This is a genomic window from Streptomyces sp. NPDC048825, from assembly GCF_043198355.1.
Taxonomy (GTDB): domain Bacteria; phylum Actinomycetota; class Actinomycetes; order Streptomycetales; family Streptomycetaceae; genus Streptomyces; species Streptomyces xiangluensis.
In genome coordinates this window covers 75,599-90,598 of sequence record NZ_JBICUR010000025.1, presented here as the reverse complement: position 1 = coordinate 90,598, position 15,000 = coordinate 75,599, and the positions used below count along the sequence as shown (strand labels likewise).

Genomic DNA, 15,000 nt, shown 5'->3' with positions numbered 1-15,000 from the left:
ACGACGGCGCACGGCATGCGGGGAAGGGCCACACACCGGGTGCTGGTCCGGACAGCGGCGTGCGGTGGGCACGACTATGGGCTGTACGGAACCCCGCCGCTATCCTCCGCGCGATCCGAATCCCGTATCCGGGTCATCCATGCTGTGGATGAGGCTGCCATGTATGAGACCTTCGCCTCCCCGCCCCAACGGGTTGACGAAACCCATAGGGGGCACCCCCCATGCCGTCACGGGCTCTCAGGAAGGAAGGCGCCCGTTGCTCCGTATGGCGGCGCGGACGCGTTACTCTGCCGGCCCGCGCCCGGCGACGTGCGGAGTGGTGGCGCGGCGCCCGGCTTCCTGCGGGCTCCTTGTCTGGTGAGAGGCGACCTAACGCTGCGTGCGCAGGGCACGGGCGATCAACTGGGCGAGGTGAGTACCGCTGCGCTCGGTCTGCTGGGCGATCTGCGTACGGCAGCTGAAGCCGTCGGCCAGGACGACGGTGTCCGGGCCGGCCGCGCGTACCGCCGGCAGCAGGACCTGCTCACCGGCCGCCACGGAGACCTCGTAATGACCGCGCTCGAAGCCGAAGTTGCCGGCCAGTCCGCAACAGCCGGAGTTCAGCACCCTGTTGTCGACGCCCATGGCTTCCAGCAGTGCGCTGTCGGCACTGAAGCCGCTGGTGGCGTGCTGGTGACAATGGGTCTGGCTGATGGAGCCGGCGTCGATCCGTGGCGGCTGCCATCCCTCGGCGTGATGGAGGAGGAGTTCGGCGAGGGTGAGGGTGGACCGGGAGAGGGCCTGCGCGTCGGGATCGCCGTGGAGGAGTTCGGGCAGGTCGGTTCTGAGCGCCGCGGTACAGCTCGGCTCCAGGCCCACGACTGGTACGCCTTCGCGTGTCGCCGGTGCGAGCGCGGTGGCGGTGCGGCGGGCGATACGTCGGGCCATGCCCAGTTGACCGGTGGTGATCCAGGTCAGCCCGCAGCACTGGGTGCCGTCCGGGACCTGGACCCGGTATCCGGCATGTTCCAGAACGGCCACTCCTGCCTTGAGGACTTCGGGCGTGAAGTGGTTGTTGAAGGAGTCCACCCAGAGCATGACCGGGCCACGATGCCCGTCGCCCTCGGGAATGCGCGCACGGAACCAGGCCAGGAAGGTCCGCTCGGCGAAGCGGGGCACCTCGCGTTCGGCGGCGATACCGCCCAGCCGCTTGACGACCGGTGCGAGGCGAGACGCGGTGAGCCCGTTGACCAGCCGAGGCATACGAGCGGCCAGGCGCGACAGCAGGGGCAGCCAGCCCATGGAGTAGTGGGACGCGGGCCGCAGGCGCCGACGGTAGTGGTGGTGCAGGAACTCGGACTTGTACGTGGCCATGTCGACCTCCACCGGGCAGTCGACGCTGCATCCCTTGCACGACAGACACAGGTCGAGCGCGTCGCGCACCTCGGCGGACCGCCAGCCGTCCGTGATGACCTCGCCCTGGGTCATCTCGTACAGCAGACGGGCCCGGCCCCGGGTGGAGTCCTTCTCGTCCAGGGTGACGCGGTAGCTGGGGCACATGACATCGCCGCGCGGGGTGGCGCTGCGGCACTTTCCGACACCCACGCAGCGGCGGGTGGCCTTGGCGAAGTCGCCGTCGTCGGCGTGGAAGGGGAAGACGGTGGTCAGGGGCAACGGGGTGCGGTGCGGGCCGACCCGAAGGTTGCCGTCGATGGGCAGCGGTTCGACGATCATTCCGGGGTTCAGGCCGTTGTCGGGATCCCAGACGCCCTTGAACTGCTCGAACAGAGCGATGACTTCGGGCCCGTACATCAACGGCAGCAGCTCGGAACGTGCCTGGCCGTCGCCATGCTCCCCCGAGAGCGAGCCGCCGTGGGCGGCGACGAGTTCGGCGGCCTCGGTGACGAAGGCCCGGAAGACGGCGGTGCCGTGCTCGGTGGTGAAGTCGAAGTCGATGCGTACGTGCAGGCAGCCCTCGCCGAAGTGCCCGTACACGGGGCCCCGAAGGTCGTGGCGGCTGAGCAATTCGGTGAACTGCCGTAGGTAAGAGCCGAGTTGGCCGGGTGGTACGGCGGCGTCCTCCCAGCCGGGCCAGGCTTCTGCCCCGTCGGGGGTACGTGTGGCCAGACCGGCTCCGTCTTCCCGGATCCGCCACAGCTGCCGGGCGCGTACGGGATCGGTGACCACCTCATGGCCGGTGAACCCCCCTGTCCGGCCGGCTGTCGCGCTGAACTCCTCGGCCAGCCTGGGCAGTTCGTCCTCCTGCCCGCCGAACTCGGCGAACAGCCACGCCTGTGCGCGCGGCAGGGTGTCGATCGTCCTACGGGTCTCGGCGCGGGTGACGATGTCGGTCAGGGCCTGGTCGAGTCCTTCCAGGGCCAGCAGTTGGTGCTTGAGGAGGGCGGGTACGGCGTCGGCCGCAGCGCAGGCGTCCTGGTAGCCGAGTACGACAAGGGCCCGGGCGGGAGGGGGAGTTACGAGACGGACGGTGGCGGAGAGGATCACCGCGAGGGTGCCTTCGCTGCCGACCAGGGCGCGGGCGAGGTTGAACCGCCGCTCCGGCAGCAGGTGTTCGAGCGCGTAGCCCGATACCTGCCGGGGGAACCGGCCCAACTCGGTGCGCAGGGTTGCCAGATTCCGCTCGGCCAGCCGGTGCAGGGACGCGATGAGCCGGCCGCGTTCGCCCCCGGCAGCGACGGCTTCCTCGATCTCGGATTGGGTCATCTCGCCGAGGCGCAGGACGGTCCCACGGTAGGTGACCACTTCGAGTTCCAGTACATTCTCCGCGGTGCGCCCCCAGGCGACGGAGTGCGAGCCGCACGCATTGTTGCCGATCATGCCGCCCAGCGTGCAGCGGCTGTGGGTCGAGGGATCCGCGCCGAAGAGCAGACCGTGTTCGCCGGCGGCCCGTTGCAGCTCGTCCAGAACGATGCCGGGCTGCACCGTCGCCGTACGCGCGACGGGATCCAGCGCGAGCAGACGGTTGAAGTAGCGGGAGAAGTCCAGGACCACGCCGGAGCCGACGGCCTGCCCCGAGGTGCTGGTGCCCCCGCCGCGCGAGGTGATCGGCACACCCAGGCGACGGCACACGGCCAGCGCGTTGAGCACATGCCGACGCTCGCGGGGGAAGACCACGGCCAGCGGAATCCGGCGGTAGTTGGAGGCGTCGGCCGAATACTGCGCCCGGCGTCCGGCATCACCCTGCACCTCACCGCAGTCGCCCCGGGCGAGCGCCTCAGTCACGGCCGCCGCGTCGAGACGCTCCGGGCCCTGCACTGTCGCCGTCACTTCAGTAGCTCCCTCATGCTCAGATGGTCACGCTCGACTTCGCCGCCCCGTCACGATCTGCGTACACCTGCCCGCCGCACAAGACCCAGCAGCGCGCCCCCGTATCGACAACCCCGCCGCCGGCGGGGCGGACCCGTCCGCGTCCGCCGTGCGGCCCATAGATGGGAGTGTGGTCCATTTGTCCTCCTCCGCCTTCCGCACCGTTCCGACCTCCGCCGATGTGGTGATCATCGGTGGCGGCGTGATGGGTGCGAGCATCGCGTTCCACCTCGCCGAGGCCGGCGTGCACAACATCGTCGTCGTCGAACGCGACGACCTCGGCCGCGGCAGCTCAGGCAAGCCGATAGGCGGCATCCGCGCCCAGTTCTCAGACCCGCTCAACATCGAACTGGGAAACCGCAGCCTGCGCGCCTACCAGGAATTCCCCCACCGGCCCGGCGCCGACATCAAGCTCGACACCGTCGGCTACCTCTTCCTGCTCACCAGCGAACAGCAGGCCGCCGACTTCGAGACAAGCGTCGGCATCCAGAACAGCCTGGGCGTGCCGAGCCGCATGATCGGGCCCGCCGAGGCACAGAAACTGTGTCCCTACATCACCACCGACGGCCTCGTGGCCGCCGCGTACTCGCCCACCGACGGACACTGCCGCCCGGGGCTGGTCGTCAATGGGTACGCGCAGGCCGCGGCCCGCGCCGGCGTCACCATCGCCACGCACACCGCGGTCACCGGCATCGACACCGCCGGGGGCCAGGTCGTCGGCGTACACACCAGCCAGGGCCGCATCGCCTGCGGCACCGTCATCTGCGCGGCGGGGGCCTGGTCGGCACAGCTCGGCGCCATGGCCGGCGTCAGTCTCCCGGTCCGGCCCGTACGGCGGCAGCTGGCGTTCACAGCGCCGCTCACACCGGCCGCGCCGCGCATCCCGTTCACCATCGACTTCTCGTCGTCGGCCTACTTCCACAACAGCGACGACGGCCTGCTGTTCGGCCTCGCCGACCCCGACGAGAAGGATGGCTTCGACACCACCTGGACTCCGGAGTGGCTCGACCTGTTCCGCACCGTCGCCCGCGACCGGGCCCCCGCTCTGGCCGACATGAGGACCGTCGACGGCTGGGCCGGCCTGTACGAGATCACACCCGACCACAACGCACTGATCGGCCGCTCCGGCGAACTGCCCAACTTCCTCTACGCAGCCGGGTTTTCGGGCCACGGCTTCCTCCAGGCGCCCGCCGTCGGCGAGGTCGTACGCGACCTGTACCTGGAGCGCGAGCCATTCACCGACATCTCCCCGCTCAGCGCCGACCGGTTCCGCCACGGCGCCGAGATCCGCCCCGAGGCCCACGTCGTGTGAACGTGTGAACTCCGATCGAAAGGCCGGACCATGTCAACGATCAATCAATGGCAGTTGCGAGCCACGTCGCGGCGCGCCTGTCACAGACTTCGACGCCGACTTGCGTGCCCGCCTGGAAGCCTTTCTCGCCCGCCGTGAACTGTTCCCGTCGGCATTGAGCCGGCGCTTGCGCAGGGGGTTGGCTTCCTCTGACGGGGCCGGGCTGGTGTTGGCGAGTCGCCGGTGGGCGGGACGCCCTCCCGCCCACCGGCGACGGGAGAAGTGATAAAAGCAGGCATGACCAACTCGCATGTCGTTCGTCCCCGCCGCCGGAGCGGTGCCCGATGACCGCCGGCATCGACACCCCGGACCGCCGTGGCCGCACCGGACTCGACCGGACCGGCCGCGACCTCACCGGCAATCCACGCGTCAGGGTCCGGGACGTGAAACTCCTGTCCAGCCACTGGTACGTCGAACGCACCACGACCTTCGACTTCCAGCACGCCGACGGCACCTGGACCACCCAGGAGCGCGAAACACACGACCGCGGCAACGGCGCCACGATGCTCCTGTACGACGCCGAACGCGAAACCGTCCTGCTCACCCGCCAGTTCCGCTTCCCCGTGTACGTCAACGGCCACCCCGACGGCATGCTGATCGAAACCCCCGGGGGACTCCTCGACGACGAGGACGAACATCCGGAACTCGCCGTACGCCGCGAGGTGGTGGAGGAGACCGGCCACACCATCGGCGAGATCCAGCACGTCTTCGACATCTACATGAGCCCCGGTTCGGTCACCGAACGCGTCAGCTTCTACGCCGCCGCCTACGGCCCCTCAACCCACACCCACGAAGGCGGCGGCCTGGACGAGGAGGGCGAGGACATCGAAATCCTCGAACTACCCTTCCGCCGGGCACTGGAGATGGTCCGAACCGGCGAGATCGCCGACGCGAAGACCATCATGCTGCTGCAGTGGGCGGCACTGGAGGGACCGTTCGCCCGCTGATCACTCTTCGGCGAGGAACCGGTCGAGCAGCGCGTCCAGCCCCGCCGCCAGTCCCTCGGGCCCACCCCGTTCGGCGAGCGCGGCGGCGGTCTCCCGCAGCCGGGGCAGTTCCTGCGACGGCATACGGTGCAGCCCGAGCCGGAACGCCGGCTCCTGCTCGTCCGGGTTGTCGACCATGGGCTGCAGCTCCACGGACACGTAGCCGAGGAGCCAAGCGGTGAAGGCCCGGAAGACGGCCGAGGCCCGGACGTCGTCGAGCCCGGCCTCCCGCAGCAGGGTCAGCACCCGCTCGTGGTCCCGCAGCGCGGCAAGCGGCCGCCGGGCGAGCGGGACCGCCAGCATGCGGGTGGCGAGCAGCGGGACGGCTTCGGGGTGGGCGAGGCAGATGTCGTACGTCGTCCGGGCGATCCGGTGGAGCTTGGCGCGCCAGGCGGCTGCGTCGGCCGCGCCGGGGCCGGGCTCGGCCTCCAGGCGCTCCTCCAGCTCCAGGTACAGGGCTTCCACCAGGCCGTCCAGGAGGGCGTCCTTGCTCGCTGCGTACCTGTAGAGCGCCATCGCCTCCACGCCGAGCTCGGAGCCGAGACGGCGCATGCTCAGCGCTGAGAGCCCTTCGCGATCGACCAAGTCGAGGGCGGCGGCCAGCACACGTTCCCGATTGAGCCTGCCGTAACGGCCGCGGTCGCTGGCGCGACGGGTTGGGCCGGTGCCTGAGCCATTCGCCATTGCCTGTCTCCTCGCCGCGCGTTCGCGCAGGCTTCCTGTGGGTTGACAGCATCCGCGGACAATGTAAACAAGGATCTTACGCGTCCGGAGGGCAGTTTCCGCCCTCGCGGCCGAGGCGCGCCATCCGCCTCAAGCGAACTCCGCGCCGCGCACCGGTCACGTCTTCCTGGACGCCCACCTCTGCTGTCTCTCGCTGGTCCCTGCGGCCGTCTTGACGTCGTGCCCGTTTTGGTGCAATCTGTACGTACATTTACATCGTAAATATACGCGAGCAGCTCCGCGGCTGTCTACCAGTTCACGGCGCTGCAGGACCCCTTGAACGCGGCCGATCGCCGACAGGCGTACGCCCTCGCGAAAGCCTCGTCCATGAACATCGCCCTCACAGCAGTGAATCCACGCCCATCCCTCGCGTATGACGCGACCGCGACGGCGGAGAACGGGAGACAGAACCAATGACCTCGGTGCCCGTCTTCCTATACCACGCAATTGCGGACGATCCACCGTCCTGGATAGCACCGTTCACGGTCGCCCCACGCGTGTTCGTCGACCAGCTCGACCGACTCGCGGGCAGCGGGTGCACCGTGATCCCCCTGGGCACGCTGATCGACGCAATGCGCAACGGAGCGTCGCTGCCATCCCGTGCCGCAGTCCTCACCTTCGATGACGGCTTCGCTGACTTCCACCGCACGGTGTTTCCCGAACTCGCCGCACGAGATCTTCCCGCCACTCTGTACATCACGACCGGGGCGGTACGCACGCCAGGCAGGGTGACGGGAGAAAGCCTGCTGCCACCAGCCGACATGCTGACCTGGAGACAGGTCGGAGAGCTCGATGACGCCGGCGTGGAGATCGGCGGCCATTCGCGCACACATCCGCAGCTCGACACCCTCCCAGAGCACATGCTGCACGAGGAGATCGAGGGCTGTAGGAGAACGCTGGAGGACGTACTGGGTCACACGGTCGGGACGTACGCCTATCCACACGGTTATTCGGACAGGCGGGTCCGGCGGCGGGTGCGCGAAGCCGGCTGGATCTCGTCCTGCGCGGTCGCCAATGCATTCAGTTCCCCGGATGACGATCCGCTCCGCATCGCCCGGCTGACGGTGCGTGCCGACACCGCAACCGACGTCTTCCAACACTGGGTCGATGGCCGGGGCGCCCGGACTGCGCCCTTCCGGGAACGTCCACAGACCACGGTATGGCGCCTCTACCGCCGTACACGGGCCCGGCTGGGCAGCCCGGTCGGCGGCCCGTAGCCCCCGCCGTGGCAGAACCACGAAAGACGAACACTGATATGAAAATCAAGGTACTTGCCCCGACCGAGCTGCGCCCCAATGAGATGGATGCCTGGCATTCCATCCAGGCGGACCACCCCGAGTACGCCAATCCATTCCTTGGACCCGGTTTCGCACAGGCCGTCAGCGCCGTACGGCCGACGGTACGGGTGGCGGTCGCTATGCAGGGTAGCGACCCGGTGGCGTTCCTTCCCTTCGAGCGCGGCCCTTTGGGAATCGGCCGGGCGGTGGGCCTGGGGGTCTCCGACTGCCAGGCTGTGGTGCAGCGGCCAGGCGCAGTGAGCGAGGCGGAACCACTCCTGAGAGCATGCGGGCTTTCGGTGTGGGAATTCGACAACCTCGTGGGGAGCGCGCAGCCTTTCTCTTCCTACGCACGGACGCTTCATGCCTCGCCAGTGATGGACGTGAGTGACGGTTACGAGCGGTACAAGGAACGCGTGTCGGAGCACGCACCACGATTCGTGCGCACGATGGGGAAATACACCCGCAGACTCACACGAGATTTCGGAAACGTCCGCTTCGTATTCGACGAGACGGATCAGGATCAGCTGCGCACTCTGATGCGGTGGAAGTCGGCTCAATACCGGAGGACTGGCCGGAAGGACCGTTTCGCACAGCCATGGATCACCGAGTTGCTGACGCGCCTGCAGGCGACCCGCATGGGTCAGCTGACCGGCCTCCTCTCCGTGCTCTACAGCGGGGACCAGCCGGTCGCCGCGCATTTCGGGTTGCGGTCCGAAAGGGTCCTCGCCTGCTGGTTCCCCGCCTACGACACCCGCTTCTACAGGTACTCGCCAGGACTCATGCTTCATCTACGGATGGCGGAGGAGGCCGCCGCGGCGGGGCTTGACTACATGGATCTGGGGCGCGGTGCGAGTGAACACAAGGAGACACTGAAGACGCGGGAGTTGACGGTTGCGGAAGGCTGGGCGGCACTCCCATCAGCCGGCGCTGTGGCGCACTGGCTGAGCCGGGCACCGGCAGAACGCCTCTGCGATGCCGTGCTGGAGAGGCCGCACCTGCGGCGGGCGGCCCGGCGGACTCTGAACGGCCTGGGCATGATACGGACGCGATGGGCCGGACATTCGGAATGACAGGGCCGGGAAAATATAGTCGGAATGACATGGCCAGGAAATACAGGAGGACATCAACTCGTTGTGGTACCTAGGTAGCCATGAAACCTGAGGGTGGCCCGAGAGCAAATACAGCAGTATCTGCCCCGGCTGTATCCGTCGCAGCACGCCCGATCCACCGTCTCTCCCGTATGTTCGCTCGAGTCGCGCTCCCCGCGGCCCTGATCGTGTGGCTGGTGTCACTACAGGACGTGAATGTGGCGGGCATGGGGGATCTAGGCCTGGTACAGGTGTTTCCGGTTGCTTTCTGGGTAGCGGCGGCCCTTCTGGCACTCGGGTTCTGTGCAGCGCTCGTTGACCGGCGTACGCACGATTGGTTCTACGCGGGGTACATCCTGGTACTGATCGCGATGCTGCATGGCACATCCCCCCTCCTGTACGACCAACTGAGCAACGCCTGGGCTTGGAAACATGTGTCCATGGTCGATGTGCTTCTGCGCGTCGGCGAATTGCCGATCGCCCACGATCGTGGGTTGGACGTATACAACCAGTGGCCAGGGTTCTTCGCGCTGAACGCCGTGGTGGTTCCGGCGATGGGAATCGACTCAGCGCTCTCTTATGCCGCTTGGGCCCCGCCTGTGGCCGATGCTCTGTTGCTCGGCCCGCTGATGGTGCTCTACCGCTCGTTCTCCCGCAGCAGAAGATTGTCCTGGGTCGCCGCGTGGGTGTTCTACACCTGTTTCTGGGTGACCCAGGACTACTTCGCCCCGCAGACGCTCTCCTTCCTGCTCTACGTCACTGTTCTGGCCGTCGTCGTGCGGCGCCTTCCCCGGCGTCAGGGGATCGCCACTGCCGCTGGGGAAGCCGCTCAACGTCCCTCGATCGGCTGGACACTGCTGCTGTTGTCCATCGTTGCCGCGATTGCATGCTCGCATCCTTTGACACCGCTGATGCTGATCTTCACTCTGGCCGTACTCGCTGTGCCCAGACGGAACCGACGGACGGTGCTACCAGTCCTGCTGGGAACCGTGGTTCTCACGTTGGCGTGGGACCTCACCGTTGCTCGCCCTTTCATCTCGTCGAATCTCAGAGAGATGGTCCAGGGCCTCACTCAGCCCGGATCGAATGCGAGCCAAGGTCTACTGGACCTGTCGGACGCGTCTTCCGCACAGGTGCTGGTCGCCTGGACAGACCGCACGCTGTCGGGCGGTGTGTGGTTGCTCGCCGCTGTCGCGCTGTTGTTCCGGCCGGCGCTGCGGCGCACTCCACTGCCTTTGATCGCCGTCGCTCCGCTGCCCTTGCTCGCACTCAACAGTTACGGCGGGGAGATGCTCTTCCGCGCTTATATGTTCGGGCTGCCCGCCACTGCGTATGGCACAGCCGCCCTGCTGGCCTCACCCCCTCCGCGCCGCTGGGCACGTCGGCTGGTGCTGCCGATCGCTTTGATCGTGCTGTTCGCGGGGTTCACCATCAGTTACTACGGCAAAGATTATGCTCTCTATTTCACCAAGTCGGAGACGGCGGCCAGCCGGTGGATGTTCGACCACGCACCTCATGGAGCTGTCGTGGCAGCCGTTACGGAAGACTTCCCCGCCGGCTACACCGACTACGACCGGTATCAGAGGTTGTGGATCGAGCTGGAGGGAGAACCCGTCAAGAAGCGGTTTGCGACCGACCCGGCAGGCGTGCTTGACTCGCTCGTCACCGATAAGAATAGACCCGTGTATCTGATGCTCAACAGGGCGCAAGAGGCCAGAATCCATGCGACCGGATGGATCTCCACGAGCCTGAAGAACATCGACAAGATGCTTGCCGACCATCCGGACTTCCGCGTCGTCTATCGGAACGAACATGCCGTGGTGTACCTGTTCACCCCGCCGAAAAGTCAGGGGAACCGATGAGACCCAGTGCGCGCTCTTGGGTTCTTGTTCTCGCCGCTTGGTGCGCACCGGCCGCAATGGCGCTGCCTGCTGGGAACGCCCTGCGCATCGCTGCTGTGACCGCTGCTTTGATTCTCTTCCCAGGGCTCCCACTGGCCCTCCGAGTCTCGTTCAGATCGTCGGCATTCGAAGGGTGTTCAGGCAGGAGTGTGCTGCAGATCGCCGTGCTTACGGGAGCTGTGAGTATTTCCTGTGTGATGGTGGTCAGCGAATTGCTGCTGCTGGCAGGAGTCCTGACACCTGGTCGGGTTCTCATCATCCTGGCCCTGGTCACCACGGGGGCGGCGCTGGCTCCGGCCGGGCGCAGCGCCCATTGCACGCGTACGGAAAACAGGTGATCAGTGCTGCCAGACGCGAACGTAGTCCACCCGCATCTCGGCCGGAAGTCTTGTTGGCCCCCCGATCGCCGGCTGCACCGAGTAGTTCAGGACCAGCCACTGAGGGGCCGACGTAACGTCTTCTGTGATTGCACCGACAAAGCGGCCGTCGTAGTAGTAGTCAACCCGACCGGGCTGCCAGTTCGCCCCATAGGTGTGCCAGCCCGTGTAGTTGCCCTTGGTGCACCCTCCTCTCTCACCGGCTTCTGAGTGGAAGTGGAAGCAGGCCTGCCCCAAGAGTCCTTCCATCACATCGTTCTCTCCGTTCTTGGGCCAGTCGGCGCCCACCTGCCAAAACGCCGGCCAATTCGCGATTACACCAGGAGCGGCAGGCGGAAGATAGATGCGCGACTCAAGGGCGCCGTATTTCTGCTGGAACTGGGCCTTGGTATTGATCATTCCGGAGGAGTACTCCATGGTATTTCCTCCGCAGGTAGCCTGTTTCCTGGTCGCGGCTATCTTCAGAGAGCCCTTGGACACGTCCACGAGATCGGCGTCGTAGCATTGCAGTTCGGCCGTGTTGACAGGTGCTGTGATGTCTGACTCGCCCTTGTCGCGGAAGCTCCCGACGGACCATTTTTCCTCATCGAGTGCTGTCTCGTCGAATTCATCACTAAAAACTGAGTGCCAGTCACCCGGAATGCCCTTTGGTCTCGGCGAAGGTCCCTCCGATCCTGCGCAGCTGGTGGCGGCGAAGGCCGCGGTGACACCGGCCAGGAATACGGCAAGAGACCTGTGTGGCCTGAGACGGATCTGTGAGAAGACGTGGGGCATGGCAGTATCGTTCTCCTGGAAGTCTTTCAAGGAGTCGAGGAGGCGAACCGGCGGCGATCCTGAGTCACTATCCGCATCAGCCGGCGGGATCTGCGTACGAGCGCATACCCTTTCGTGAGCGTGCGGTCCCTGGCGAAATTACGGGCGATCTCCCGCCCGTCCAGAAGCCGTTCGAATTCACGGAGATGCGTGCTGCGCCGCACCGTGATCCGTTCCAGCGCGTAAGGCCCCTGCGCTGGCCGGGCCAGTGCGTTGCCCACTGCGAGTGACTGTGAGAACCCCGCGGCGTGCACCGTCCGGCGGACCCGACGGTTGGAATAGCCGTACGGGTAGGCAAAGGAGACGGGATCCCGGCCGAGCTGTTCGTCGATGATTTCCCGGCAGCACAGCACCTCGAACCAGAGCTGTTCGTCGGTGATTTGGTCTAGCTGCGGATGGCTATGGCTGTGGCCGCCGATCTCCATGCCTGCCTCTGCGAGTTCGCGTACCTGGTGCCAGTCCAACATGGTGTCGGGGGCGGCGCCACTGATCTCGTGCGCGCCGCGTATCCAGCCGGTGGCGACGAAGACCGTTGATGCGAAATGGTGCCGGGCCAGGACGGGCAGGGCGTGGCGGTGCACGCCCTCATATCCGTCATCGAAGGTGATCAGTATCGGGTGGGGTGGTAGTGGGATGCCGTGTCGCCAGGAGGCGGCGAGCCGGGCGGTGGTCAGCGGTGTGAAGCCTGCGTCGTTCAGCATCCGCATCTGCTTGGCGAACGCCTGTGGTGAGACGGACAGGGCGTACGTCTTGGACGCCGGTGTGTGTGCGACCGCGTGATACATCAGTATGGGCACGCGTGGAGTTGCCGGGGCTTTGCGCGAACGGACGGCATTCATACGACACCCCTCTACGCTGGCGTCCACGAGGCAGACGGCTGCTCCTCCTTGTATGCCGACACCTCCATTACGGTAATGGCGCCGCCGTCTTTCCGCGCGCGGACGCTGCCGACGACGTAGCCGCATGCGGCGGCAGTGACGCCGACCACGATTGCGGCGGCACGGCTGGCGCCACCAGGGCGCCCAAGCAGCGCGTCGCGCAGTCCGTGCGCCACACCTGCGGGGACCACCCGGGTGACGTAGCCGCGTTCGGACTTCAGGCCCTTGCCTGCGCCGACGCTACGCGCCACCAGAGCCTTGGACAGGCCCTCGGCATAGGCGCGAGCGCGGAAGTACGCGAAGTGTTCCCGCGGTGGGGAAACCTTGTGGTGGATCACAGCCCGGTCGTCGATCAGCAGTACCGCGTTGGGATCGGCACGGGTCAAGCGGATGCACAGCTCCGTCTCCTCGCACCCCAGCGGCCGTTTGGCGCCGTCCCTGCCGATCCCGGTGGCAAATCCGCCGGCGATGTCGAAGGCCCTGCGGCGGAAGGAGGCGTTGCCGCCGAACACATTGCGTACCCGGACCCTGCCCGGTGGTAGCCCCTTGTACGTGCAGCCCACCACCCAATCGAATTCGGCGGGGAACCAAGCCGGCCGACGTCCCGAAGCCCATATCGGGACTGTGCGGCCGCCAGTCGCCATCACCCGTGGGTCGGCGTATGCCGCGGCGAAGTGCCGCAGCCAGTCCCGTTCCGCCACGGCGTCATCGTCGAGGAACGCGACAACCGAGCCCTCTGCGGCGGCGATTCCGGTATTGCGGCCCGCGGACAGTCCCCGAGGGCCGGCGTTGCCTAGCACCCGTACTCCTGATCCGGCCTGTCGGTACTGACTGGCCAATCGATCGAGAAGTACCGCATTGTGATCGACCACCAACAGCGTCTCCAGTGCCGGGTACGACTGCGTACGCACCGATGCCACCGCCGCCAGGATGTCGTCCCACCGTTCCTCCGTGTATGCGCAGATGACGACGGAGATGTCTGTACGGTTCAGGCCGCTGCTCTGTGTCTGACCGGGCGTGGTGTTCATGAGGCTACGACCTCCGAGTTCAGCCAGTGCGATCGCCGCACCAGCAGGTAAAGAGCCAGCAGGCACTGGGCCACGAGCCAGGCGACACCTGGTCCGGTCAGGCCCATCACCGGCAACAGGGCCCCCGAGAGGCCGAGCACCAGTACGCACAGGGCCAGTTGCAATCCGACGACCGCACGCATCCTCCGGCGCGCGCGTGCCACGTCAACGGCCAGGCTCACCAGGAGGTTCGGCAGTGCCGAGAGCGCCACCAGCCGTAGCAGCGTTGTGCCGCGTTCGGCATACTCGGGGCCGAACAGGGAGAGGAGTTGTGGGGCGAGGGCGATCGTCGCGACCACTCCCAGGGTCATCAGCAGAGCCGAGTGGCGCAGCATCCTGAACGTGTGTCCGGCCAGCTGCCCGGGGCGGCGTGCAGCTTCCACGATCAGCGAACTCCCCAAGTTGGTCGCGACCAGATACAGCATGTAGCCGACGATCCACGCCAGCGAGAAGTAGGCGCTCTGTTCCGCTCCCAGGCTGTTGAGCACCATGAGCGGGACGAAGGTGTATGCGGCCATCCGGAGCAGCGAGCCGACATAGTCCGCAGCCGCGTATCCGACCAGGCGGGGTGGGCGTACGGCTTCGGCTGCGGCCCGCTCGTGATGGGGCACCACGCGCCGCAGCAGGAAAAAGTTGGTCACGATTACAGCGATGGCGAGAGCGCCGGCCCAGGACAGCAGAATGCCTGTGAACAGTGTCAAGGCGGCACCCACGACCAGCAGCGTAATCTTCACCAGGGCGAACATCATGTTCTCTGCCACGAGCCACCCCGGGCGGCTGACTCCGGTCAGGGCGCCGTCCTGCAGGACGAACAAGGCGTAGCCCGCCGTGGCCGCCACGAAGCAGATGGCGGTTGTCGGGCTCAGCAGGAAGTCCAGACCGGGCGAGATCCGGGGCACCAGCAGCAGGAAGCCGAGGGCAACCAGCACACTGCAGACAACGCTGGCGAGGTAGCAGGTGAGAACCAGTCTGCGGGTGTGCCGTCCTGCGGACGGCACGAAGCGGACCAGGAATTCGTTGAGGTTCAGCTGGCCGATGCTAGCCAGCAGCGTGGCGACGGAGAGAGCGGAATAACTGAGGCCGACCACCTCGTCGTCGTACCAGCGTGTGGCCAACACCCAGAAGATGGCCCCCAGTGTGGCGTTGACCAGGGAGCTCATAGCGAGGAGATGTCCGTTGCGCAAGAGTGGCTCGCGAGGTAGCACAGCGGCAAGCCCTGCCCGTATCGCC

Annotated in this window: 12 protein-coding genes; 6 read left to right on the top strand and 6 right to left on the bottom strand. The window is 66.7% G+C overall.

All coding sequences use genetic code 11. From position 1 onward, the window contains the following. Positions 1-369: 369 nt before the first annotated feature. Positions 370-3,267 (bottom strand): FAD-binding and (Fe-S)-binding domain-containing protein, encoded by a 2,898-nt coding sequence (locus ACGFNK_RS40940; protein ID WP_393424960.1) that lies wholly within the window; start codon positions 3,265-3,267, stop codon positions 370-372. 178 nt (positions 3,268-3,445) lie between these two features. Here ACGFNK_RS40940 and ACGFNK_RS40935 point away from each other — a divergent pair, with 178 nt between their 5' ends. Both ACGFNK_RS40935 and ACGFNK_RS40930 read left to right on the top strand, forming a co-directional pair. Beyond that, a complete protein-coding gene (locus tag ACGFNK_RS40935) occupies positions 3,446-4,618 on the top strand; it encodes an NAD(P)/FAD-dependent oxidoreductase (protein WP_393425059.1) in 1,173 nt (390 codons plus the stop codon). A gap of 323 nt (positions 4,619-4,941) precedes the next feature. Continuing rightward, the gene (locus ACGFNK_RS40930; RefSeq protein ID WP_393424957.1) at positions 4,942-5,604 is read left to right on the top strand and encodes an NUDIX domain-containing protein; all 663 of its coding nucleotides are present in this window, start codon (positions 4,942-4,944) and stop codon (positions 5,602-5,604) included. Here ACGFNK_RS40930 and ACGFNK_RS40925 read toward each other — a convergent pair whose 3' ends face one another. Beyond that, positions 5,605-6,327, bottom strand: a complete 723-nt coding sequence (locus tag ACGFNK_RS40925) for a TetR/AcrR family transcriptional regulator (protein WP_393424955.1) — start codon at positions 6,325-6,327, stop codon at positions 5,605-5,607. Between the two features lie 452 nt (positions 6,328-6,779). Here ACGFNK_RS40925 and ACGFNK_RS40920 point away from each other — a divergent pair, with 452 nt between their 5' ends. The 4 genes from ACGFNK_RS40920 (at position 6,780) to ACGFNK_RS40905 (ending at position 10,973) form a co-directional block, all read left to right on the top strand. Beyond that, positions 6,780-7,583 carry a polysaccharide deacetylase family protein gene (locus ACGFNK_RS40920; RefSeq protein WP_393424952.1) on the top strand — a complete coding sequence of 268 codons (804 nt, stop codon included), beginning with the start codon at positions 6,780-6,782 and terminating at the stop codon, positions 7,581-7,583. 8 nt (positions 7,584-7,591) lie between these two features. Next, positions 7,592-8,716: a GNAT family N-acetyltransferase gene (locus tag ACGFNK_RS40915; RefSeq protein WP_393424949.1), complete on the top strand. Its 1,125-nt coding sequence runs from the start codon at positions 7,592-7,594 to the stop codon at positions 8,714-8,716. Positions 8,717-8,931: 215 nt separating this feature from the next. Further along, entirely contained in the window at positions 8,932-10,596 is a 1,665-nt protein-coding gene (locus tag ACGFNK_RS40910) for a glycosyltransferase (protein ID WP_393424946.1), read from the top strand. A gap of 188 nt (positions 10,597-10,784) precedes the next feature. Next, a complete protein-coding gene (locus ACGFNK_RS40905) occupies positions 10,785-10,973 on the top strand; it encodes a hypothetical protein (RefSeq protein ID WP_393424944.1) in 189 nt (62 codons plus the stop codon). Here the strand turns inward: ACGFNK_RS40905 and ACGFNK_RS40900 are convergent, their stop codons facing one another. From ACGFNK_RS40900 to ACGFNK_RS40885, 4 genes are read right to left on the bottom strand one after another with little or no spacing between them, the layout of a single operon-like run. Next, positions 10,974-11,786, bottom strand: a complete 813-nt coding sequence (locus ACGFNK_RS40900; protein ID WP_393424941.1) for a family 16 glycosylhydrolase — start codon at positions 11,784-11,786, stop codon at positions 10,974-10,976. It abuts the gene before it with no gap. Between the two features lie 26 nt (positions 11,787-11,812). Next, complete coding sequence (locus ACGFNK_RS40895; protein ID WP_393424938.1) at positions 11,813-12,664, bottom strand: polysaccharide deacetylase family protein; 852 nt, start codon at positions 12,662-12,664, stop codon at positions 11,813-11,815. An 11-nt stretch (positions 12,665-12,675) separates the two neighbouring features. Then, positions 12,676-13,731, bottom strand: a complete 1,056-nt coding sequence (locus tag ACGFNK_RS40890) for a glycosyltransferase family 2 protein (protein WP_393424935.1) — start codon at positions 13,729-13,731, stop codon at positions 12,676-12,678. After that, the gene (locus ACGFNK_RS40885) at positions 13,728-14,930 is read right to left on the bottom strand and encodes a lipopolysaccharide biosynthesis protein (RefSeq protein WP_393424932.1); all 1,203 of its coding nucleotides are present in this window, start codon (positions 14,928-14,930) and stop codon (positions 13,728-13,730) included. The genes ACGFNK_RS40890 and ACGFNK_RS40885 overlap by 4 nt, the downstream gene beginning before the upstream one ends. Positions 14,931-15,000: the final 70 nt, after the last annotated feature.